Here is a 21,585-nt window from a genome sequence, read left to right as displayed (position 1 = left end):
CCCGGACACGACGCGACCACGCATTCACCGGTCGCGTTCAGCCCGTCCCCAGCGTCTGCCAGGCGCCGAAGGTCGCGAGACCGAACGTGAGTCCGAAGCCTGCGACCGGGATCCAGCGGGGCGTCGTAAAGCAGTCGGGGGGCGTCGGGCTTCGCTGCAGCCGGATCAGCGCCAGGTTGGCGAGGGCGAAGGTCAACAGCGTGACGCCCGACGTTCCCACGGCCAGCGTCTCGACGGGCAGCCCGATCGCCAGTGCCGCGGCGATCACCAGGACGAGCGCCGTGGATCGGACCGGCGTGCGGGTGCGTGGGTGGACCGAGGCGAGGGGGCGGGGCAGGGCGCCGACATCGGCGAGCCCGAAGAGCACCCGCGCCGCTTTGACGATCTGGACGAGGGCCCCGTTGAGCATGGCGAGCAGCGCGATCCACCCGAGCGCCAGCGGTGCGCCGCCGTTGCGTTCGAACACGAGGAGGAGCGGCGCGTCGGATCGCGCCAGCTCCTGCGGTGCCACGCTCAGCACGCAGGCGAGCGCCGTCACCAGATAGAGCCCGGTCGTCACGAGCAACGTCGCGCCGATCGCGCGCGGCAGGGTGCGCTTCGGGTCGCGGACCTCTTCGGCGACGTTGACCATGTCTTCGAAACCGAGGAAGGCGAAGAAGCAGAGCATGGCGGCGGCCCCCACCCCGGTCCACGCGTCGAGGCCGCTGGGCCAGAGTTCGGGGAGCCGGAGCGGAAGCGAAGCCCAGGCATCGCCGGCGGAACCCACGACCCAGACGAGTCCGGCGATCTCGAGGAGTGTCATCAGCGAGGCGGCCCACACCGACTCCCGGATGCCCCAGGCCGCAACCGCACCCACGGTCAGGATGGCGCCCAGGGTCGCGGCCAGGTGGGGCACGGCGACGAGGGCGTTCAAGGTGCCCGCGAAGGAACGGGTCACGGTGGCCGCCGACACGATTCCGGCGAGCGCCACGAGCACGCCCACGGCGGTCGCGAGGCGCTGACTTCCGAGGCCCTCGAGGACGTAGATGGCCTCACCCCCCGCGCGTGGAAAACGCGAAGAGAGCTCGGCGAAGGACGCCGCGGTGAGCGCCGCGATCCCCGAGGCGACGCAGAAGGCAATTGGCGCCTGCATCCCGGCGCGGCCGGCGATCACCCCGATGAGGGCGTAGATGCCGGCACCGATGGTCGTGCCGAGCCCATAGAGCACGAGGCCGCCCCAGCCGATGCTGCGTCGGAGTCGCTGCGGGTCCGTGTCGCTCACCCCGAGAGCATGAGGTCGATCGGCCCGAGATCAAGCGGGCGCGGATGGCTCCTCGTCCGTCGGTCCGAGCGGACCTCCCGGCACCCGCGTGAAGTCGCGGCGCGACCCGTGCATGCGCTTCGCGCGCTCGGCCGTGCCCTTCGTATAGGTATGGCACTGGCCCGCCACGATCTGGACGTCCGGCGCGTGGCTCGCGTGGTCGAGGTCGAGGAAGCGGACGCCGCCGATCGTGCAGCCCCGGCGCAGCACGATGGCCGCCTCGGCCAGATCCAACGGGAGCGTTTCCTCGGCCCAGGCGAGGAAGCCCCCGCGCAGAGAGCGTCCGTCGAAGGGCGGGTCGCCGTGGATGGTGTCGTCCACCAGCCTCCAGGCGAAGAGCCGCTCGCCGTCCCGGGCGAGGGTGGCGTGCACTTCGTCCTGCGGATGTCCCCAGACCGCACAGGTGTAGTCGCGGGCGGTCCGGCCCGACGCCGCGTGGGCGACGGCGAGCCCCGCGAGGTCGAACCAGTGGGTGCAGTTGCGCCGCGCGGCGCTGTACGCGCCCACCGCGGTCGCGCGCTCGGACAGCGGCATGCCGACCAGCTCTCGCAAGGGCGACAGCGCTTCGGGGCAGGTCGACCACGGGTGCCGAAGCGCGTTGCCATCGAGCGACACCACCTTCGCGCCATCGTGCTCGAGGGTCACACGAAAGTGATGGGCGTCGTCGGCGAGCTCGCCCGTGACGTTCGCGCCGTCCGCACGCAGCCGGATCTGGCGTCGGAAGGTGCGGTCGGGATCGAGGGTGTAGCCCTCGCGTCCGATCACCGGCCGGCGTCCGCGCGCAGCACGGGCAGCACCCGCTCTTCGAACAGGCGCAGCGAAGCCCAGGAGAGCTCCGGGTCCATCCCGCCCATCAGCGGGTGGAACATGATCGCGTCCATCGGTCCGAGCTTCCGGGCCTCTTCGATCAGCGCGTCGGGCGTCATCACCGGGTACTGGCCGGTCGCACGCAAGGCGGCCGGATCGTCGATCGGTTCGTAGGGGCCTTCGGTCCCGGCCTCTGCCATCCAGGCGCCGTAGGCGTTCATCTCGTGCAGGGCGTAGGGGGCGATGCGCTCCCACGCTGCATCCGGATCCTCGGCGACGTAGAGGAAGTTCCCCGTCGTCCGTGACTGCGGACCGGGGTCGGGCTTGCCGAGCTTCTTTCGTTCTTCGCGGAAGATCTCGTAGAACTTCGGCAGCTGGGGCAGGAAGGCGTCGGCGTGTCGCGCCGCGCGCCGTGCCGCTGCACCCGAAGCACCGCCCATGAAGATCGGCGGACGCGGCTGCTGCACCGGACGCGGCAGCACCCGCGCAGTGCCGTCCCGATACGGGAAGGGCTCTCCGCTCCAGGCCTGTTCCAGCAGCGGCACGATGCCTTCCATGATCTCGGCGCGCTCGCGTAGCTCGCGGCCGAAGGTGCGGAACTCGGACGCGACATAGCCGCCCGAGAGCACCGGGATCACGCGTCCACCGCTCACCACGTCGAGCACGGCCAGGTCCTCGGCGAGTCGGATCGGGTCGTGGAGCGGCACGATCAGCGCAGCGATCATCAGCCGCAGGTGCTCGGTCCGGGCGGCTACGGCGGCTCCGAAGACGAGCGGACTCGGCAGGTAGCCGTCCGGCGAGCCGTGGTGCTCGGAGAGGGTGACGCTGGTGAAGCCCAGCTGGTCGGCCCAGGCGCACTGGTCGAGGGCGGTGGCGAACAGGGTCTGGGAGGTCGTGTCGTCGAAGGGGGCGCAGCGCAGGTCGTAGCGCAGCGTGAAGAGGGGCAAGGGCGGCTCCTTCGGCCCGGGGCGCGGGCCCGCGGGGCTCAGCCTAGCGGCGCACCCGGTAGCTTCGCCCGGCTCGGCGCCCTGGGGCTCGGGGCGGTTATAGTGTCACGCACCATGACCGGAGAGGGACCATGAATTTCGATTTCTCCGAGGAGCAGAAGCTGCTCCAACAGACGGCCCGCGACTATCTCACCGAGCACTGCACGCTCGAGGTGGGACGCGCGGTGCTCGAGGGCGGCGGCACCCACAGCGAGTCGCTGTGGAAGGGCGTCGCCGAAATGGGTTGGCTGGGAGCCGCGGTTCCCGAGGAGTACGGCGGTGCCGGCTTCGGGCGTCTCGAACTCGCGTTGATCGCCCAGGAGCTGGGTCGCGCGTTGGCGCCGATCCCGTTCGGACCGAGCGTCTACCTCGCTACCGAGGCCGTGCTCGAGTTCGGCTCGGACGAGCAGCGCAAGAAGTATCTGCCTCGACTCGCGTCGGGGGACCTGATCGGCACCTTCGCATTCGCGGAAGGGCCGGGCCGGGTCGGCGCCGACGCCGTCGCGACGAAGTTCGACGGCAGCACGCTCACCGGCACGAAGTTCCCGGTGGCCGACGGCGGGATTGCCGGGCTGGCCGTCGTCGTGGCCCAGGGAGCGTCGGGGCCGCAGCTGGTGCTCGCCGAGCTCGACGGTGTGAAGAGCGACACCATCACGTCGATCGATCCGTCGCGCGGCCAGGCGCGCCTCCACTTCGAGGGTACGGCGGCCGAGGCGTTGGGCTCGGGGGGCGCTGCAGCGATCTCCCACCTGCTCGACCGGGCCGCGGTGCTCACCGCCTTCGAACAGATCGGCGGAGCCGAGCGCGCCCTCGACGAGACCAAGGCGTTCACGATGGGGCGCTACGCCTTCGGCCGGCCGGTCGCGTCCTTCCAGGCGATGAAGCACCGCATGGCCGACGTCTACGCGGCGATCCAGCTCGCGACGTCGAACGCCTACTACGGTGCCTGGGCGCTGTCGACGGGCGACGACGAGCTCGCGACCGCGGCCTGTGGAACGCGCGTGGCTGCCTGCGAGGCCTACGACCTCGCCGGCAAAGAGATCATTCAGATGCACGGCGGCGTCGGCTTCACCTGGGAGTACGACTGCCATCTCTTCTACCGCCGCGCGAAACTGCTGTCGCTCTCGCTGGGGACGCCCGGCGAGTGGCGCGACAAGCTCATCGACCGACTGGAGGCCTAGAGCATGGACTTCAACGATACGCCCGAAGAAGCCGCCTTCCGCAAGGAGGCGATCGAATGGCTCGAGGCCAACGCCGAGCGCCTCGCACCCGGCAAGCGCCGCCAGAGCGGCATCGCCGGGACCGGCGAGCTGATGAAGGCCGCGAAGGCGTGGCAGGCGAAGAAGGCCGACTCGAAGTGGGCCTGCATCACCTGGCCCGAGGAATTCGGCGGCCGCAGCGCCTCGTCGATGCAGCGGGTCATCTTCAACGAGGAAGAGGCGAAGTTCGACGTCCCGCCGAACCTGTTCGGGATCGGTCAGGGGATGCTCGGGCCCACGATCATGGCCCATGGCACCCCCGAGCAGAAGGACCGCTACCTCGAGCCGATGCTCCGCGCCGACGAGGTGTGGTGCCAGCTCTTCAGTGAGCCCTCTGCCGGCTCGGACCTCGCGGGTCTGCGCACCACGGCCGTTCAGGACGGCGACGAGTGGGTGGTGAACGGCCAGAAGATCTGGACGACCGGTGCCCAAGAGTCGGATTGGGGAATGATCGTGACCCGCACCGACCCGACGGCGAAGAAGCACGCTGGCATCACCTACTTCATCGTGGACATGAAGTCGCCGGGCATCGAGGTGCGGCCGATTCACCAGATCAACGACTCGCGCGAGTTCAACGAGGTCTTCTTCAGCGACGTCCGCATCCCCGACAAGAATCGGGTGGGCGCGGTGAACGACGGCTGGCGCGGTGCGATCACGACGCTGATGAACGAGCGGGCGTCGATCGGCAGCGGTGGCAGCATGGGCGTCGGGATCAAGGACCTGCTCAAGTTGGCCCGCGAGACCGAGTGGAACGGTCGCCCGGCGATCGAGGACCCGTCCGTGCGCGAGAAGATCGCCGACTTCTACTGGAAACTGAAGGGGCTCGAGTACACGGGCTATCGCGCGCTGACCTCGCTCTCGAAGGGGGCGACACCAGGGCCCGAGAACTCGATCGGCAAGATGGTCGGCGCACCGCTGCGCCAGGACCTCGCCGCCTTCGCGATGGAGTTGCAGGGCGCGGCCGGCGCCACCAACGACCCGGGCGACACGCCCTTCGGCGGTGCGTTCCAGCAGTCGTGGCTCGGCTCGCCGGGGCTGCGCCTGGCGGGCGGCACGGACGAGATCTTGCACAACATCCTGGCCGAGCGCGTGCTCGGGCTGCCGGGGGAGATCCGGGCCGACAAGGGCCTCGCCTTCCAGGACATCCCGACCGGCAGCGCGCGCTAGCGCGACGGTCGTCTAGGACATCGGCGCGGGCGCCGGGGCGTTTGCCTCGGCGTCCGCGAGCCGCGCTTCCGTCTCCGCGAACATCGCCGGACGCGCGGCGTCCACGATGGGACGCGTGCGTCGGGCCCAGGCGAGGACCGCGGGCTCTTCCTCGGCGCTCACCCGCAGCCGCGGCCGCGGCGCCAGCGTGCGGAGGATGCCGCGGCCGGCCAGGTCGGGTTCGGCTCCGGGTCGGGGTAGACCGCGGGCGCGCAGTCGCGTCACCACCTCGGTGAAGCGCACCGCGCCATCGGCGCACTTCCATTCGAGGTGCGCGCCGAAGCGATCCGCCGCATCGAGGGCGGCGGCGAAGGGCGCCTCCATCGACTCGCCGGCGAGCAGGGTCGCGTCGAGCAGGATCTCGACGCCCACGTGGGCCACGCCGCGTGCGGGCCCGCGCCCGACGCCCGCTTCCTGGAGCGCGCGGAACGCCTGGCGCTCGAGGCGGTGGAAGGTGGGGCTGCCGTGGAACGCGACGTCGCTGGCATGATGGAAACGCACGCCCTCCGCCAGCTCCGGGTGGTGCACCGCCGCGAGGCGTCCACCGACCCAGCGCTGCCAGTCGGGCAGCATGGACCCGAGCACGAAGGCGGCGTCGTCGCAGCGCCGCAGGGCCAGGTGGGCGTGGGCGAAGTAGTTCATCCCGAGAGCGAACCTACCCCTGGGTATACTGGCGCGCACCCAAGGCTTCCTTTAGGAACGAGCTCCTGACTTCTCTCGCGAGCGCGTTTCGAGAGGACCGGCACCCAGACCTCCGCGCGAGGGGCAGACGTTCCTCGCGACCGGACAGGCACCGGAGATCCCATGCTCGACCTCAAGATTCAGGCTGGAACCCTCGTCGATGGCAGCGGCGCCCCGGCCCAACAGGGCGACCTCGGCATTCGAGACGGGCGGATCGTCGCGATCGGCGAGGTCACGGAAGACGCCCGCGAGACCCTCGACGCGAGCGGTCGGGTCGTGTGCCCCGGCTTCATCGATGTGCACACCCACTACGACGCCCAGGTCTTCTGGGACGGCACCCTGTCGCCGTCCTCCTACCACGGGGTGACGTCGGTGGTGGGCGGCAACTGCGGCTTCAGCATCGCACCGCTCTCGGACACGGCGGGCGAGTACCTGATGCGCATGTTGGCGCGGGTCGAGGGCATGCCCCTCGAGAGTCTCGAAGCCGGCGTGCCCTGGGACTGGCGCAGCTTCGGCGAGTACCTCGATCGCCTCGACGCGAAGCTCGCGGTGAACGCGGGCTTCATGGTCGGCCACTCGGCGCTGCGACGCGTCGTGATGGGCGAGCGCGCGGTCGGACACGAGGCGACGGACGAAGAGCTGCAGACGATGTGCGAGCTGCTCGCGACGTCGCTGCGCGAAGGTGGTCTCGGATTCTCGTCGACCGTGTCGCCCACCCACAACGACGGCGACGGCCAGCCCGTGCCGTCGCGCCACGCGAGCCGCGAGGAGCTGGTCGCGCTCGCCCGCGTCGTGCGTGACTTCCCGGGCACGACCCTCGAGTTCCTGCCGGGCGTGTCCGAGTTCAGCGACGAGCAGAAGCAGCTGATGACGGATCTCTCGCTGGCGGCGAACCGGCCGCTCAACTGGAACGTGCTCGCGCCGAGCGCCAGCAATGGGGACTACGTCGACGCCCAGCTCTCCGCCACGGACTACGCGCGCGAGCGCGGCGCCGAGGTGCTGGCGCTCACCGTGCCCCAGGCGATGAGCGTGCGGATCAACCTCACCTCGGGCTTCGTCTTCGACGCCTTGCCGCACTGGGACGCCTTCTTCCGACTGCCGCTGGCCGAGCGGAAGGAGAAGCTGCGCGACCCGGCCTACCGCAAGCACCTCGACGAGGGGGCAAACTCGGAGGCGGCGGGCCTGCTGCGCGGACTCGCCCAGTGGCAGAACATGCGGGTGATCGAAACCACCGCTCCCGAGAACGCGGCGTACGCCGGGAAGACGATCGGGGAGATCGCCGAGGCGGAGGGGAAGGCGCCCTTCGATGCGCTCTGTGACCTCGCCATCGCCGATGATCTCAAGACCTCCTTCATGCCGCCGGGCAGCGGCGACAGCGACGAGGACTGGAAGGCCCGCGGCGCCATCTGGCAGGACGACCGCGCGGTGATCGGCGCGTCGGATGCGGGCGCCCACCTCGACATGATCGACACCTTCGCGCTCTCGACCCAGGTGCTCGGGAACGGGGTGCGCGAGCACGGCGTCGTGCAGCTGGAGGAGGCGGTCCGCCAGCTCACCGACGTGCCGGCGCGGCTCTGGGGCCTGCGCGAGCGCGGTCGTCTCGAAATGGGCTGGCACGCCGACGTCACGGTCTTCGACCCGGCCACGGTCGCGACCGGGCCGACCTACACCCGCTACGACCTGCCCGCCGGGGCCGGACGGCTCTACGCCGACGCGGTGGGCGTCGAACACGTGTTCGTGAACGGCGTGCAGATCGTGGCCGGCGGTGAAGCGACGGGTGCGTTGCCCGGCACGATCCTGCGCTCGGGCCGCGACACGGAGACGGTGGAAGTACCCGGCGGAGCGAAGGCCTGAGGAACTAGCGGGCGCGCCGCGTTGCCGTCGCCAGCAAGGCGAGGGTGGTGAGGCCCGCGGCGATCGCACCCAGCCCGGGCACGGGCAGGAGCGGCGGGGCGTTTTCGGCGATGAAGCCCGCGCGCGGTTCCCAGAGCGCCAGGCGTCGCTGCCAGGGGTCGTTCGCGCCCTGATTCAGCCGCACGAACACATCCGGGTGGGCGAGTGGCCGCGTGCCCGCGTTCACGACCTGCAGGTGCAGGTGGGTCTCGGTCGAGAAGCCCGAGTTGCCGACGTTTCCGACCTGGGTGTTCGGGCCGACGGGTGCGCCCGCGCTGACGACGATGCTGCCCTGCTGCTGGTGGAACATCTGGACGTTGAAGCCACCGCCCGCATCGATGCGCACCTCGTTGTTGTTGTTCGCGGTGTTGGGCGGAATGTTGTCCGGGTTGCCGTCGACCACCGACGAGACGGTGCCCGCGACGCCGGCGAAGAGCGGCTGGCCGAAGGCCGGGTAGTCGCTGTTGTCCGGGCTCAGCGGCGGGTCCGAGGTGAAGGTCTCGGGAGTGAGCTGGGTCCAGTCGTAGGCCCAGGACGTCGAGTGGGTGAAGCTGCCGCCCGGCCCCTGGCCGAGCAGCCACTCGCCCTGGAGTGGCAGCGGCATCTGGTAGGGAGTGGCGCCGGCGTTGGGCAGCCCGGCCGGGTGGGGCGGATCGAGGGGATAGGGTGTCGGCAGGAGCCGGAACGAGCCCATCGACGGTCCGAAGTCGGCGACGTCCGAGGGCCCGGTGACGACGGTGATCACGCGCGCGCGAATCCAGCTGCGGTGGATCGCCGACGCCAGCGCGGTGACCAGGCGACTCGGCAGGACCGGAGTGAGCGCGCTGTAGGGCACGGCGAACTCCACATGGCTCGTGCCCAGCGCGATCGTGAGCCCGGTGATGCCTCCACTCCCGGCAAACGCGCCGAGGTCGTCGAAGGCGATCCAAGCGTGGGTGCCGCTGGTCGTGTCGAAGACGATCTGCAGATCGGGACGGGGGCCGTCGGCAAACTCGAAGAGCAGGGAATAGACCGCTCCGGCTAGCGGGGTCCCGCCGAGCTCGGCGAGCACCCGCAACTCCTGGTCGAGGGGCGCGACCGCCGACGACACGATCTCGCGGCCCGGGTCGGCAGGGAGATCGCTGGCCGAGAGGTCCGCGAACACCGGGAAGGCCGACCAGTCGGCCGGGTTGCCATCGATCGCGAGGGCGTTGCCCGCGGGCAACAAGACGTCGATCAGGTCGTAGAGGTCGCCGTCGCTCTGGGCGTGGGCCGCCGAAGCGAAGAGCAGGGGAAGCCACAGGAGTCGAAGCAGCGCGCGCACGGGGACCTCGTTCCGGGGACACCAGCGAGCGTACGGGCCGCGTATTGCCGGCGTCAACGACCTGTTCCCCGCGGTCACGCTGTGGCGCGGACTAGGTTTCGGGGGGTGGCGCGGCCAACGAGGTGACGAGTGAGCCCGCGACCACCGCGACCGCGCCCAGCCAGCTCCAGAGACCCAGCGCCTGGGGGCGCGTCCAGCCGGGCAGCCAGGCCTCGGCGATCGCGGCGAGGGCGAGGGTGCCGAGCGGTGTCAGCGCCAACACGGCGCCCACGCGTGAGGCTTCCCAGTGCGCGAGCGACTCGGCGAAGGCGCCGTAGCCGACCACGGTGTTCAGTGCGCAGAAGAGCAGGAGCCAGAGTTCGGGGCCGTTCAGGTCCCCGATACGGCTGGGCTCGGCCAACGACGTGAAAGCGAGGGTGCAGCCGACGTACACCCACAAGAGCACGTGGGCCGAAGGGAGGTCGCGGAGCAGCTGTTTCTGGGCCAGCCCGTAGATCGCCCAGGTGATGGCGGCGAAGGCGATCCACAGGTTGCCGGCGATGCGCCGTTCGGCGTCGGCCCCGGCCGGGTCGTAGCGGGCCGCGATGAAGACGAGCAGCCCGAGGCAGAGCATTGCGAAGCCCTGCCACTGGCGTCGGGTGAAGCGCTCGCGAAACACGAACACGCCCCCCAGGCTCAGGAGGATCGGTCCGGCCTGGATCAGCACCTGGGCGTCGGCCGCGCTGGTGCGTTCGAGGCCCAGCACGTAGCTGCCGTAGTTGAGGGCGAGGAAGCCGGTGGCGGCGAGCAGCAGCCAACCGCGTGCGCTCCCGACCCGCAGGCGGGGCAGGTCGCGACGCAGCAGCAGGACCCCGCCGAGGACGACGCTCGACACCGCGAAGCGCGCCCAGGTCAGAGTGAAGACGTCGAGGGAGCGCAGGGCACCCTCGAGGGCGAGGGGCAGCACCGCCCACAGCGCCATCGTGGTGAGGGCGAGGCCAAAGCCCAAGCCGTGACGACCGCTGGTGTGATGAAGGGGCATGGGGGACCGGGGCGCGGGCCGAAGCCTAGCGTGGGCACATGCGAGCAGCGGCGCGGTAGGGTGTCGCGGTGGCACCCCGCACTCCGCGTGACACCCGGCTGCGCGCTGCAGAACCGACGCGGGCCGCGCCGGGCGAAGGCTGGACCCGGCGCGCCTTTCTCGGCGCTTCGCTGGCCACCGGCGCCGGGCTCCTCGCCTGCTTCGACGCGCCGCCCTTCGTGGATCCGAGTGGCTGGGACGCCGGCCCGGTCGAGCATCTGCTCCCGGCGGTCGGCCCCACCCGGATTCGTCTGAAGGCCTCGTTTGCGACTCCCCTCGCCGAGGTCCAGCTCCGGGCCGGCCGGCGCTCGGTGGCCGGCCGGCGCGAGGATTCGGCGGGGCGCTTCTTTTCCTTCGATCTCGATGGGTTGGAGCCAGACACGGAGGTCCAACTCGAGCTCATGGATGGAGTGGGGAAGGCGCTCTGTGCCAGCTGGCCCCTGCGCACCTTTCCCGCCCCCGACGCCGAGCCGAAGCGCTTCCGACTGCTGGCCTACAGCTGCGCCGGCGGCTTCGACGCCTTCTTCCACCCGATCGCGGGGCGCATCTTCCTGGAGACTTCGCTGCGCCAGCGCCTCCTCGCGCGCGCGCTTTCCTTCGCGCCGGACGCCGCCATCGCGAACGGCGATCACGTCTACTGGGATCTCCAGTCGCGGCCCGGTCTCGCGATGGGGCGCTCGCCCCAGGCCTGGTGGCTGGCCGGCTCCTTCGATCGATCCCAACCGATTCTCGGCACGCCGAACGAGGCGGTGCTGCAGGCCGCCTTCGGTCCTCAGCTGGCCGGGCTCTACGGGACGCTCTTTCGCTCGGTGCCCGTCTTCTTCTTGCAGGACGACCACGACTACACCGAGAACGACGAAGCCGACGAAGACCTGCGCACCTTCCCGGCCGACACGTTCATGCGTCGCGTCGCGCGGGCCACCCAGGCGCTCTACTACCCCGAGTTCCTGGAGGGCCCACCCGGGTACGGACCCGATGGGGTGTTCACGAGCTTCGGTCGGGTGCGCTACGGCCGGCTCTTCGAGGGCCTCTGCTACGACTGCCGCGCGGAACTGACGAACGCCGCGGATCCCCTGACGGGGCACGAATGGAGCGGCTTCGTGTCGCCGGAGGTGGAGGACTGGCTCCGCCGTCGCACGCGCGTGAGCGATGCCCGCTTCGTCGCGCATCTGCCCTCGACCCCGATCCTATGGACCGCCGGGAAGTGGGGTGAGTGGTATCCCGATGGCAAGGACGACGTCGGCGGTCTGCAGACCCACGGACACAAGCCCTTCTGGGCGCCGGGCTGGCTGGAACAGCACGATCGGCTGCTCGCCGTTCACAGCGCGCGTGGCACACGTCCGCTCTGGCTCTCGGGTGACCTGCATGCCACCGGCATGGGCGAGATCCGGATGTCGGGGCCTCTGTACCTGCGCGACAACCCGGTGACGAGCGTCCTGGTGGGGACGCCGGGCGCCGCGGGGCCAGGGTGGCCGTCGCGCGTGCGCGGACAGCGCCCGGTGCCTTCGGGCACGCTCACCGTGGACGAGTGGGTGCCACCGATCGAAGAGAACGGCTTTTCCCTGATCGACTTCGAGGCCGACCAGGTGACGATCTCTCAGTTCCGCTGGCGTCCCGAGCAGGGCGCCGACGCGATCGACACCCTCACTCCGTTCGCGGTGCGGACCCTCTCGCGCCGCCCTGGTTGAACGCTTCGCGCGCCGGCTCGTAGGGGAAGGGCAGGGTGCGGAGCGCCGCGGCGATGGCCAGGTGCCGCCGGGTCACCCAGTCACCCTCGGGCGTGAAGTCGGGGGGCAGCGTGCGGACCCGGAAGTCGACCGGTGAGAGGATCACCCGCGTCGCCTCGGGCCCCGTGTCGGCGACCAGGATGAAGAGGTTCTCGATCGCCCAGTCGCCCACGGCGAGGCAACCGGTCGAGGTGGCGCGGCCATGGATCATGATGTCGCCGCCGAGGTCCCGGCGTCCGTCGGTCCGGGCCTGGGCCCGGTCCGCTTCGTTTGGATAGTTCACGCGAAGGGAGAGGTGGAACTTGCTGTTCGGGTTGAGGGATTCGATCTCGTAGAGGCCTTCCGGGACTTGTCGGTCTCCCTGCTGCAGCTTGGGTCCCAGCTCTCCGCTGGCGGCGAGCACCGGGAAGCGGTGCAGGAACTGCCAGGCGCCGCCGTCCCGGGCATACACTTCGAGGGCGCGTTCGGCCTTCAGGCCGACGAGGGTCAGCTCCTGCGGCGGGTAGCGGAGACCGACCGCTTCGAAGACCGGTCGCCAGCGCTGGCGCGCGGCGGGTCCGTAGTAGCGCAGCCGATCTTCGAGGGTCTTCTCACCAGGCATGCGAATGATCGGCCCCGATGCGTGGGTTTCGGTGGAAGCTGGGTCGGGCGCGGTGATGCCCAACGCAACGAGCGCGCCGCCCGCTGCGGCGACCCGCCGCCACGGGTTGGGAAAGAGCCAAGCGCGCTGCATGCGGGCGAGCATAGGCGTCCCTCGCCAGCCCGTCCGAGGGCATCGGCGCACCCGGTCTCGCCCCGTCGAGAAGGGAGGCGCGCCGCCCGGCGGGCTCCCGGGCAGAGGCCTTGGGCTACCATGCGTCTCCGAGCGGGGGGCGACATGATCATCGGGTTGTCGGGACGCAATGGAGCCGGGAAGGGCGAGGTGCTCGCCTTCCTCGAGTCCCGCAGCTTCTACCCGCTCTCGCTCTCGGACGTGATTCGCGAGCAACTGAAGACCGAGGGGGTCGAAGAGACCCGCGAGCGGATGATCGCGGCGGGCAACGCGATCCGGCAGGCCCACGGCCCCGGCGGCCTCGCGACCTTGCTCGCGAAGCAGCTGCTCCCGGATCGCAACTACGTGGTCGACTCGATCCGCAATCCGGCCGAGGTCGAGGTGCTGCGCTCGCGCACGCCCCAGTTCCAGCTGCTCTGGGTCGACGCCGACGAGCAGGTGCGGCTCGACCGGATCCGCGCGCGGGGGCGCTCGGGCGATCCCGACACCCTCGACGAGCTGCGCCGCCTGGAAGGCCGCGAGCTGAAGAGCGATGACCCGGCCTCCCAGCAGCTGCTCGCGGTGCAGGAGCTCGCCGATCACACGGTGCACAACGACGGCAGCCTCGACGCACTCCACGACGCCGTCCAGGCCGTGTTGGAGCGCTCCTTTTTTTTTGAGCGACCGAGCTGGGACGAGTACTTCATGTCGATCGCGCGCGTCGTGGCGTCGCGCAGCAACTGCGTGAAGCGGAAGGTCGCGGCAGTCATCACACGCGATCGTCGGATCATCTCGACGGGCTACAACGGCACCCCGCGCGGCGTGCGCAACTGCAACGAGGGCGGCTGCCCCCGGTGCAATTCCTTCGCCGAAGGGGGCACCCGTCTCGACGAGTGCCTCTGCTCCCACGGCGAGGAGAACGCGATCATCCAGGCCGCGTACCACGGCGTGCTGATCAAGGGCGGCACGATCTACACCACATTCAGCCCGTGCCTCTCCTGCACCAAGATGATCATCAACGCGGGGCTCACCGAGGTCGTCTACAACGCGGCGTACCCGCTCGGCGACGTATCGCTCGACCTGCTGCGCGAGGCGGGGCTGAAGGTGCGCCAGATCGACCTGGAACCTTCCGGCGCGCTCTAGGCGTTGGCAGACGCGGGCTCCGCCGCGTCGTTCCCCGCATCGTTGCGCTCGCGCAAGCGCACAAGGAGCCACCCGGCACCTTGACCTGCGAGCAAGGCGACCGCCGGCTGCAGCACCAGGTAGTAGCGCTGCCAGGGCAACGCATTCGCAAGGAGTGCGAGCGCGGGAGCGAGCCACCACGCGAGCAGCAGCCACTGGGCGGGATCGCGCCGCCGAGTCCAGGCGGCGACGAGCCCAGCGACACACAGCAGCGCGACGCCGCTGCGCGCCACGACGCTGCCGCCACGTCCACCGAGCCGCAGTCGCTCGTAGCGTTCGATCTGGCCGAGCACCGGCTGAGCGTGCACCCAGGCCGGGTCCTCGTAGTACTGGGCGGGCGTTCCCAGGCTCTCCCGCACGACGGCCGCGATGCGCGATCCGGGTTGGGCGTGGTTCTCGTAGCGGGTGGCCTGGCGGTCGAGCAGGCGCGTTCGCAGCTCTGCCAGGGTCGCGGGGACGCGGGCCGTGTTCGACCAAACCGCCGGCTGCACGAGGCTCGTCCCGGCCACCAACACGGCGCCCAGGCCGATCATCGCGACGGCGCGACTGCGGGGCGCGCGGCCGAGGAGCGCCGCGCCGAAGGCGGCGAGGGCCAGGCCCGCGAACAGCGCATGACGTGCCGGCGACCACCAGACGGGTACGACGAAGCCGAAGACGCCGAGCGCCACGAAGCCGGCGCCGACCCAGGCTGCGATCGCGCTCGGGAGACCGGCGCGCTCGGACGCCGCCGGGCGCGAGACCGCACCGGCCACGAGCCCCCAGATCCATACGACGCCGACGCCCAGGGCGAGCGAGTGCTTCATCGCCACCGCGAGACCGGCCAGGGCGCCCAGCCCGAGCAGCGCAGGCAACGGAGGCGTCGCGCGATTCGACGCGCACGCCCGCGTGACGACCCAGAGGCCCGCGCCCAGCAGCGCAAACGAGAACAGCAGGAGCCCGCCTTCCTGCAGTGCGCGGCGCCCGTTGAGCAGCACCGCCGGGGTCGTGGCGAGCACGAGGGTGGCCGCGATTCCCGCGGCGCTGCCGCCGTAGAAACGGCGCCCGATGAACCCGCAGGCGAAGATGGCGGCGAGGGTCGCCAACGTCGCCGGCCAGCGCGCGTGGGCGAGGGCGGCGGAGTTCGGCAGCCGCTGGGTCTGGAGGTTGAAGCGCCACTGGGCGGTCTCGCGTCCCGCGGGCATCTCCCAGATCCAGGGAGCGTTGCGCTCGGCGGCCTCGCCGCTCGCCGTCTCGCGCGCGAGCCCGATCGATAGCGGGTGCAGTGATCCGTTCAGCACCCGTAGCCACTGGGCGTAGTCGTCTGCGGGCGCCTCGGAAAAGGGCAGGGACTGCACCGGGCTGCCGTGGACCAGCGTGTCGTAGTCGCGACTCATCCACAGGAAGGTCGACTCGTCGCCGTGGAAGGGCGCCGCTGCCCGGCCCGCCGCGACGTAGAGGGCCAGCAGGGCGAGCACCCCGAGCAAGACCCAGCGCACGGGCCCTTCCGGCCTCGGGCGGGTCTGCGGTTCAGCGGGCGCTGCGGTGGGCGGGGACATCGCGCTCATCGGGGTGGCGGAGGTGCCGGTGCTCGCAGAACGGTGGGGGCGAGGCGAGCGACGAAGCTACCGCTTCGGCCCCGGCGCGACGAGCAGGGCCGGCGTTTGCCGGGCAGCGCATCCGGGGACCACGGGTTAGGGTTTCCGCATGCGTGTACGAAGCTTCGTCGGTTCGTGGCGCCAGCTCGCGCTGGTGCTCGCCTTGGGTCTCGTGCTGGGGCCGGCGGCCCTCGCCCTCGAAGTGGGCGATCCCGCGCCGGACTTCACTCTGCCTGGCTCGGATGGCGCCACCCACTCCCTTGCCGAGCACAAGGGCAAGCGGGCCGTGGTGCTCGCCTGGTTCCCCAAGGCCTTCACGCCTGGCTGAACGGAGGAGCTGAAGTCGCTGCGTGACAGCGCCGAGACCCTCCAGTCCTACGAAGCCGTCTACTACATGGTCAGCCTCGACGAGCCCGAGAAGAACGCCGAGTTCGCCGAGTCGCTCGACGCCAACTTCCCGCTGCTCTCGGACCCGACGAAGGTCGCCGCCGACGCCTACGGCGTACTCGGCTTCGCCGGGCTCTACGCGAAGCGCTGGACCTTCTACATCGATGCCGAGGGCATCATCCGCAAGATCGACAAGGACGTCTCGCCCGGCGGGCACGGCGCCGCGATCGCGGATGAGCTCGAAGCGCTGGGTGTCGCGAAGAAGCCGGCGGCGGGCGAGGCGGAAGCACCGGCCCAGTAGGTCTGGCTCCGGTCACAGGGGCCCGGGGCTCAGCTCTCGCGCGCGAGTCGCGCCACCAGCTCCATGGCCTCGTCCTGCTCGGTGTGGACGGTCAAGCCGTCCACGCCCAGCTCCTGCCAGGCTCGGAAGCGCTCGCGGATCCGGGCCTCGGGCCCGATCAGCGCGCCCTGGTCGACGTACTCGTCGGGCACGGCGGCGAAGGCCTCGGCGCGGTTGCCGGCGAGGAACAGCTCCTGGATCCGCTCGGCGGCTTCCGCGAAGCCGCGCCGGATCATCATCTCCTTGTGGAAGTTCTTCGACTGGGCCCCCATGCCGCCCACGTAGAAGCCGTGGAAGGGCTTCAGCGCGTCGAGGGCCGAGCGTACGTCGTCGGTCACCACCACCTGGCAGCCGGCCTGGATGAAGAAGGAATCCATGCTCTTGCCGTCGCCGGCCTTCTCGAAGCCCTCCTCGAGCCAGGGGCGGTAGATCGCGGCGGTGTCGGGGTTGTATCCCATCGGGATCCAGCCATCGGCGAGTTCGGCGGTGAGGCGGATGTTGGCGGGCGTCCCGGTCCCGAGGAAGATCGGGAGGTTGGGGTTGGTGTGAAGAACCGACTTCAAGGGTTTGCCGAGCCCCGAGCTGCCGGGGCCACGGTAGGGCAGGGCCAGCTCCGGCCCGTCGTGTTCGACCGGCCGTTCGCGCCGCAGGACCTTCCGCATGATCGTCACGTAGTCGCGCAGGCGCGGGTTCGGCTTGCCCCAGGGCTGGCCGTACCAGCCCTCGACGATCTGCGGACCCGAGAGGCCGATGCCCAGGATGGCCCGGTCGCCGCCGGCGAGCTGGTCCAGGGTCGCCATCGCCAGGGCGGTGGCGGCGGGCGTGCGGGCCGCGGCCTGAATGACGGCGGTGCCGAGGCGGATGCGCTCGGTGCGCGCCGCCAGGTAGGCGAGGGGAGTGATGGCGTCCTGGCCGTAGATCTCGGCGGTCCAGACCGAGTCGTAGCCGAGCGCCTCGGCGCGCTGGACCTTCGCGACGTCGAGGTTCACCTGGGGGTTGGCCCAGGGCAGGTGGATCCCGAGCTTCATGGGAGCTCCGATGCGTGGAAAGGAGGAGAGAGGCGTCGCACTCTACCGTGCGGGCCGGCGTGGGGGGCAGATCCGAACGCCATTTCCGCCCTCCCGGGTCCCCGTTTCACGCCGGCAGCGAGGCGGCAACGAGCATCTTCCGTCACGCCTGGGCGTCGGAATCCGGTGCGCAACACCGTCGGTGCGTACGAAGTTCGGGCCGAATTGACGCTCCCCGACCGTCACGATATATCTCCCTAAACCCACGCGTTCGAGGGTGTCCCAATCCAGCCCAAACCCCCTGATCCGTGCTTCGGCGCGCGGGTAATCCCGCTCGCCCTCGCGGCTCACTTCTTCGTGGACCGCGCCCGGTACGTGTCTCTCGGTGGCGTTCTTCCCGGGCCAAAGGCTGGATCGACTCGGACGTCGCGCTGGAGTGCGCCATGACGACGACGTACTACGCCACCGATCCGATGGAAGTGCGTCTCAGTGTCTCTGCCGTCGTGCGCGAGCGGGGCCACCCGAACCGGATCTTGCTCATGAAGCGCAGCGACAATGCGCATTGGGGCCTGCCGGGCGGATACGTCGAGCCGGGTGAGTCGGTGGCGATCGCGACCGAGCGTGAGGTGCGCGAAGAGACCGGGTACGAGATCGAAGTGGGCCGCCTGGTCGGCGTCTACTCCGACCCGCGCACCCAGGTGATCGAGTACGCCGACCGCCGACGCGTGCAAGCGATCAATTTGTGCTTCGAAGCCGTGGCCGGCAGCCAGGGCGAGCTCGAGACGCCGCAGGAAACCCTGGAGCTGGGGTTCTTCGAGGCCGACGAGCTGCCGCAGCCCTTCGTGCCGATCCACGAGATTCGAGTGAACGACGCGGAACAGGGGCGCGACGGCGTCCACGTACGATGAGGGGGCAGCCCGGGAACACAGTGACCCGGCGCTGGGGGGTGATGGGATGACCAGGAAGCGACCGACGAAGTTCATTTTCGTGACGGGAGGCGTGCTCTCGTCGCTGGGGAAGGGCCTTTCCTCGGCGGCGCTGGGAGGCCTGCTCGAAGCGCGCGGCTTGAAGGTGACCTTCCTCAAGCTCGACCCGTACCTGAACGTCGACCCGGGGACGATGAACCCGTTCCAGCACGGCGAGGTGTACGTCACCGACGACGGTGCCGAGACCGACCTCGACCTGGGGCACTACGAGCGCTTCAGCCATGCGCGCATGGGCCGCGCCAACAACATGACCGCCGGGCGCATCTACGATTCGGTGCTCTCGAAGGAGCGCCGCGGTGACTACCTCGGCGGCACGGTCCAGGTGATCCCGCACGTCACCGACGAGATCAAGGTGGCGATCCACGCCGCGGCCGAAGACGTCGACGTGCTGATCTGCGAAGTCGGCGGCACGGTGGGCGACATCGAGTCGCTGCCCTTCCTCGAGGCGATCCGTCAGGTGCGCAGCGACGTGGGTCGCGAGAACACCTGTTACATCCACACCGCGCTGGTGCCCTACGTGGCGACGGCGGGTGAGCTCAAGACCAAGCCGGTGCAGCATTCGGTGAAGGAACTGCGCACGGTGGGTATCGCGCCCGACGTGATCCTCTGCCGCACCGACCGCTTCCTGCCGAAGGCCGTGAAGGGCAAGATCGCGCTCTTCTGCAACGTCGACGAAGACGCGGTGGTGACCGCGAAGGACGTCGACACGATCTACGAGCTACCGCTGATCCTGCACCGGGAAGGGCTCGACGAGAAGGTCGCGTCGCTGCTCGGCATCTGGACCGGTCAGCCTGACCTCTCGAACTGGGAGGGACTCGTCGAGCGCGCGAAGAATCCCCAGGCCGAAGTGCGGATCGCGATGGTGGGGAAGTACGTCGACCTCACCGAGTCCTACAAGAGCCTGAACGAGGCGCTCTACCACGCCGGCTTCGCCCACCGGGCGCGGGTCGTCATCGAGTACTTCGACTCGGAGAAGCTCGACGATCCCGCAGTGCTCTCCCACATGGACGGCATCCTGGTCCCCCACGGTTTCGGCAGCCGCGGTGCCGAGGGCAAGGTGGTGGCGGTGCGCTGTGCCCGCGAGCAGCGGATCCCGTACTTCGGCATCTGCTACGGCATGCAGATGGCGGTGATCGAGTACGCCCGCCACGTGGCCGGCCTCGACGGCGCGAATTCGCGCGAGATCAACGAGACCACCGCCTACCCGGTGATCGACCTGATGCCCGAGCAGCGGGGCCTGGAAGAGAAGGGCGCCACCATGCGGCTCGGCGCCTGGCCCTGCACCCTGCGGCCGGGCACCAAGGCCCACCAGGCCTACGGGGCCGACGAGGTCTCCGAGCGCCACCGACACCGCTACGAGTTCAACGGCGACTTCCGCGAACAGCTGACCGAGGCGGGGCTGGTGCTCTCGGGCACCTCCCCCGACGGACGCCTGGTCGAGATCGTGGAGGTCGAGGACCACCCGTGGTTCCTGGGTTGCCAGTTCCACCCCGAGTTCGCGTCGACGCCCTTCAAGCCCCACCCGCTCTTCGTGGCGTTCATCGGGGCGGCGCTGGGGTATTCGGCGCACCGCTAGAGCGCCCCGGCCCGAGCGGCCTTCCGGTAGGGTCAGAGCGGACGGGCGGAGCGGCGAGGAGGGTCCCGAAGGCCCCGCCGGTGCTCGCATTTTCGGGGCGGCTCCGCTAATCGTCTCGGGCCTGGGACGTTAGCTCAGTTGGTTAGAGCGCTGTGTTCACACCGCAGAGGTCACTGGTTCGAATCCAGTACGTCCCACCAGTGGCCCGGTAGCTCAGCTGGATAGAGCACCAGCCTCCGAAGCTGGGGGTCGCGCGTTCGAATCGCGCCCGGGTCACCAGCATTCCAACGGCTTACGCGACGGACGACGCCGCGAAACCCGTGTTCCCTCGCCGACGCACCATGATGGAGCGCCGGCGAGTCAGTCCGAATCGATCAGCGTGGATACGCCCACCAGCGCGACAGCCACGAACGAGCCGAGCAGCCAGTAGGGCCACTCCACCCCGAGAAGCACCAGTCCCAGCGGGACAGCGAGCACGAGCGCCAGGCCCGCGATCAGCCCGAGCCGATGTCCTCGTCGCTCCTGGTCGTCCTCGTTCATGCGCAGGACCAGTACAGAATCGTCGACGAGAACACGACGGCACCTACCACCAGGGTGACCCGGCCGAGATCGCTGTCATCACCCGGCGTGGATTGAGGTTCGCCCGTGGCTGGGTTCAGCCCTCGGCGAAGGCGCTCGGCAGCGACGCAGCTGCATTCGTAGGTTCGCTCCATCCCACTCACGACGCCGGTGTCGTAGCAGGATTCGCAGTTGTACTCGTCCATGCTCACTTCGCGAGTCGCTTCCACCCGCCTACCGCGAGAACGCGCCGAGTGCGAGGGCTTCACGGCCGACGCGTGAATTCTTGCGGAAGCGCATCATGGCGAATGCCAGGATCGCGCCGACCACAGCCCCGCCTCCGCCCAGGCCGAGCAGTGGGACAGTGCTCGTGAGGAGGAGGCCCTGGCCGGGGATGAAGCAGCGATAGGGGGCGGTGTCGGTGAAATCGAGGGCCTGTGCCGTCACCAGGTTGTGAGCCGCCAGTACCTGGTTGGAGCCGACCACGTCCGCCAGAAACTCGGGATCGTTGTTCTGTTGGCCCACCTGCAGCGTGCTGCGGAAGATCAGGAACTCCTGGAACGTCGGAAGTCTACCGCCGTGGTTGTTGGCGCACGTGTACGTTGCGAACTCCCAGGTCTGTGTCCGGGCAGGGTTCTCCTCTGTGTTCTGTACGCACCCGAGCCGCACCCCCTGATTCACCACCTCCAGGAACCCGGCCGGACACTGCAGCGCCGACGCGACGCTGGGTGCTGCCACGACGCACGCGAACACGAGAAGACGGACTCGGAGATGCATGGAATCCTCCTGGTTGGAGCGCCAGGATACGTCCCCGAATCCAGCGGGTGCGGCCTCGAAGTCGAGGAAATCCGGTTTCGGTGACGGCGCGCGCTGTCCTACCCTGGGAAGGATGGAGCGTTCACGCAGGCCGGACTGGCGCTTTTTCGATCGGTGGTCGCGCACCTACGATGCGCCGCTCCTCCAACGGTGGACGTACCGCCCCGAACAGGACGCCGTGCTCCG

Annotated in this window: 20 protein-coding genes and 2 tRNA genes; 10 read left to right on the top strand and 12 right to left on the bottom strand. The window is 70.0% G+C overall.

All coding sequences use genetic code 11. The features are described from left to right. Positions 1–37: 37 nt before the first annotated feature. The 3 genes from AAF430_25815 to AAF430_25805 are packed head-to-tail and all read right to left on the bottom strand — an operon-like array spanning position 38 to position 3,054. Entirely contained in the window at positions 38–1,261 is a 1,224-nt protein-coding gene (locus tag AAF430_25815) for an APC family permease (GenBank protein MEM7413674.1), read from the bottom strand. A 30-nt stretch (positions 1,262–1,291) separates the two neighbouring features. Further along, the gene (locus tag AAF430_25810) at positions 1,292–2,065 is read right to left on the bottom strand and encodes a DUF2889 domain-containing protein (protein MEM7413673.1); all 774 of its coding nucleotides are present in this window, start codon (positions 2,063–2,065) and stop codon (positions 1,292–1,294) included. Then, positions 2,062–3,054, bottom strand: coding sequence for an LLM class flavin-dependent oxidoreductase (locus AAF430_25805; protein ID MEM7413672.1), 993 nt, complete (start codon positions 3,052–3,054; stop codon positions 2,062–2,064). The genes AAF430_25810 and AAF430_25805 overlap by 4 nt, the downstream gene beginning before the upstream one ends. 131 nt (positions 3,055–3,185) lie before the next feature. Between AAF430_25805 and AAF430_25800 the strand changes: the two genes are divergently transcribed. Then, positions 3,186–4,274: an acyl-CoA dehydrogenase family protein gene (locus tag AAF430_25800; protein MEM7413671.1), complete on the top strand. Its 1,089-nt coding sequence runs from the start codon at positions 3,186–3,188 to the stop codon at positions 4,272–4,274. A gap of 3 nt (positions 4,275–4,277) precedes the next feature. Further along, positions 4,278–5,519, top strand: coding sequence for an acyl-CoA dehydrogenase family protein (locus AAF430_25795; GenBank protein ID MEM7413670.1), 1,242 nt, complete (start codon positions 4,278–4,280; stop codon positions 5,517–5,519). Positions 5,520–5,531: 12 nt separating this feature from the next. On the opposite strand, the gene AAF430_25790 is transcribed toward AAF430_25795, so the two are convergent. Next, a complete protein-coding gene (locus AAF430_25790) occupies positions 5,532–6,200 on the bottom strand; it encodes a hypothetical protein (protein MEM7413669.1) in 669 nt (222 codons plus the stop codon). A 162-nt stretch (positions 6,201–6,362) separates the two neighbouring features. On the opposite strand from AAF430_25790, the gene AAF430_25785 reads away from it, so the two are divergent. Further along, the gene (locus AAF430_25785; protein ID MEM7413668.1) at positions 6,363–8,093 is read left to right on the top strand and encodes an amidohydrolase family protein; all 1,731 of its coding nucleotides are present in this window, start codon (positions 6,363–6,365) and stop codon (positions 8,091–8,093) included. Between the two features lie 4 nt (positions 8,094–8,097). Here AAF430_25785 and AAF430_25780 read toward each other — a convergent pair whose 3' ends face one another. Both AAF430_25780 and AAF430_25775 read right to left on the bottom strand, forming a co-directional pair. Next, positions 8,098–9,435: a M23 family metallopeptidase gene (locus tag AAF430_25780; protein ID MEM7413667.1), complete on the bottom strand. Its 1,338-nt coding sequence runs from the start codon at positions 9,433–9,435 to the stop codon at positions 8,098–8,100. Between the two features lie 91 nt (positions 9,436–9,526). Beyond that, positions 9,527–10,456, bottom strand: coding sequence for a DMT family transporter (locus AAF430_25775; protein ID MEM7413666.1), 930 nt, complete (start codon positions 10,454–10,456; stop codon positions 9,527–9,529). A gap of 68 nt (positions 10,457–10,524) precedes the next feature. Here AAF430_25775 and AAF430_25770 point away from each other — a divergent pair, with 68 nt between their 5' ends. After that, entirely contained in the window at positions 10,525–12,183 is a 1,659-nt protein-coding gene (locus AAF430_25770; protein MEM7413665.1) for a hypothetical protein, read from the top strand. Here the strand turns inward: AAF430_25770 and AAF430_25765 are convergent. Next, positions 12,140–12,955, bottom strand: a complete 816-nt coding sequence (locus AAF430_25765) for a L,D-transpeptidase family protein (protein MEM7413664.1) — start codon at positions 12,953–12,955, stop codon at positions 12,140–12,142. The two genes, AAF430_25770 and AAF430_25765, sit on opposite strands and share 44 nt — an antisense overlap. A 120-nt stretch (positions 12,956–13,075) precedes the next feature. Here AAF430_25765 and AAF430_25760 point away from each other — a divergent pair, with 120 nt between their 5' ends. Continuing rightward, on the top strand, positions 13,076–14,116 hold the full coding sequence (locus AAF430_25760; protein MEM7413663.1) for a deaminase: 1,041 nt from the start codon (positions 13,076–13,078) through the stop codon (positions 14,114–14,116). Here the strand turns inward: AAF430_25760 and AAF430_25755 are convergent. Beyond that, positions 14,113–15,630, bottom strand: a complete 1,518-nt coding sequence (locus tag AAF430_25755; GenBank protein ID MEM7413662.1) for a hypothetical protein — start codon at positions 15,628–15,630, stop codon at positions 14,113–14,115. The genes AAF430_25760 and AAF430_25755 overlap by 4 nt on opposite strands. Positions 15,631–15,838: 208 nt before the next feature. Between AAF430_25755 and AAF430_25750 the strand changes: the two genes are divergently transcribed. Beyond that, the gene (locus tag AAF430_25750) at positions 15,839–16,417 is read left to right on the top strand and encodes a peroxiredoxin (GenBank protein ID MEM7413661.1); all 579 of its coding nucleotides are present in this window, start codon (positions 15,839–15,841) and stop codon (positions 16,415–16,417) included. Between the two features lie 29 nt (positions 16,418–16,446). Here the strand turns inward: AAF430_25750 and AAF430_25745 are convergent, their stop codons facing one another. Then, positions 16,447–17,484 carry an LLM class F420-dependent oxidoreductase gene (locus tag AAF430_25745; GenBank protein MEM7413660.1) on the bottom strand — a complete coding sequence of 346 codons (1,038 nt, stop codon included), beginning with the start codon at positions 17,482–17,484 and terminating at the stop codon, positions 16,447–16,449. Positions 17,485–17,906: 422 nt separating this feature from the next. On the opposite strand from AAF430_25745, the gene AAF430_25740 reads away from it, so the two are divergent. The 4 genes from AAF430_25740 to AAF430_25725 all read left to right on the top strand — a co-directional run bounded on the left by AAF430_25740 (position 17,907) and on the right by AAF430_25725 (position 20,304). Continuing rightward, a complete protein-coding gene (locus tag AAF430_25740; GenBank protein MEM7413659.1) occupies positions 17,907–18,371 on the top strand; it encodes an NUDIX domain-containing protein in 465 nt (154 codons plus the stop codon). A gap of 46 nt (positions 18,372–18,417) precedes the next feature. After that, complete coding sequence (locus AAF430_25735; GenBank protein MEM7413658.1) at positions 18,418–20,025, top strand: CTP synthase; 1,608 nt, start codon at positions 18,418–18,420, stop codon at positions 20,023–20,025. Between the two features lie 123 nt (positions 20,026–20,148). Beyond that, positions 20,149–20,225, top strand: a tRNA-Val gene (locus AAF430_25730). Positions 20,226–20,227: 2 nt separating this feature from the next. Beyond that, positions 20,228–20,304 (top strand) — tRNA-Arg (locus AAF430_25725). An 81-nt stretch (positions 20,305–20,385) separates the two neighbouring features. Here AAF430_25725 and AAF430_25720 read toward each other — a convergent pair. From AAF430_25720 to AAF430_25710, 3 genes are read right to left on the bottom strand one after another with little or no spacing between them, the layout of a single operon-like run. Further along, on the bottom strand, positions 20,386–20,565 hold the full coding sequence (locus tag AAF430_25720; protein MEM7413657.1) for a hypothetical protein: 180 nt from the start codon (positions 20,563–20,565) through the stop codon (positions 20,386–20,388). Then, a complete protein-coding gene (locus AAF430_25715) occupies positions 20,562–20,795 on the bottom strand; it encodes a hypothetical protein (GenBank protein MEM7413656.1) in 234 nt (77 codons plus the stop codon). The genes AAF430_25720 and AAF430_25715 overlap by 4 nt, the downstream gene beginning before the upstream one ends. Before the next feature lie 22 nt (positions 20,796–20,817). Further along, positions 20,818–21,360: a hypothetical protein gene (locus AAF430_25710; GenBank protein ID MEM7413655.1), complete on the bottom strand. Its 543-nt coding sequence runs from the start codon at positions 21,358–21,360 to the stop codon at positions 20,818–20,820. Between the last annotated feature and the right edge of the window lie 225 nt (positions 21,361–21,585).

The organism is Myxococcota bacterium, from assembly GCA_039030075.1.
GTDB lineage: Bacteria > Myxococcota_A > UBA9160 > UBA9160 > SMWR01 > JAHEJV01.
This window is presented reverse-complemented; position numbering and strand designations above follow the sequence as displayed.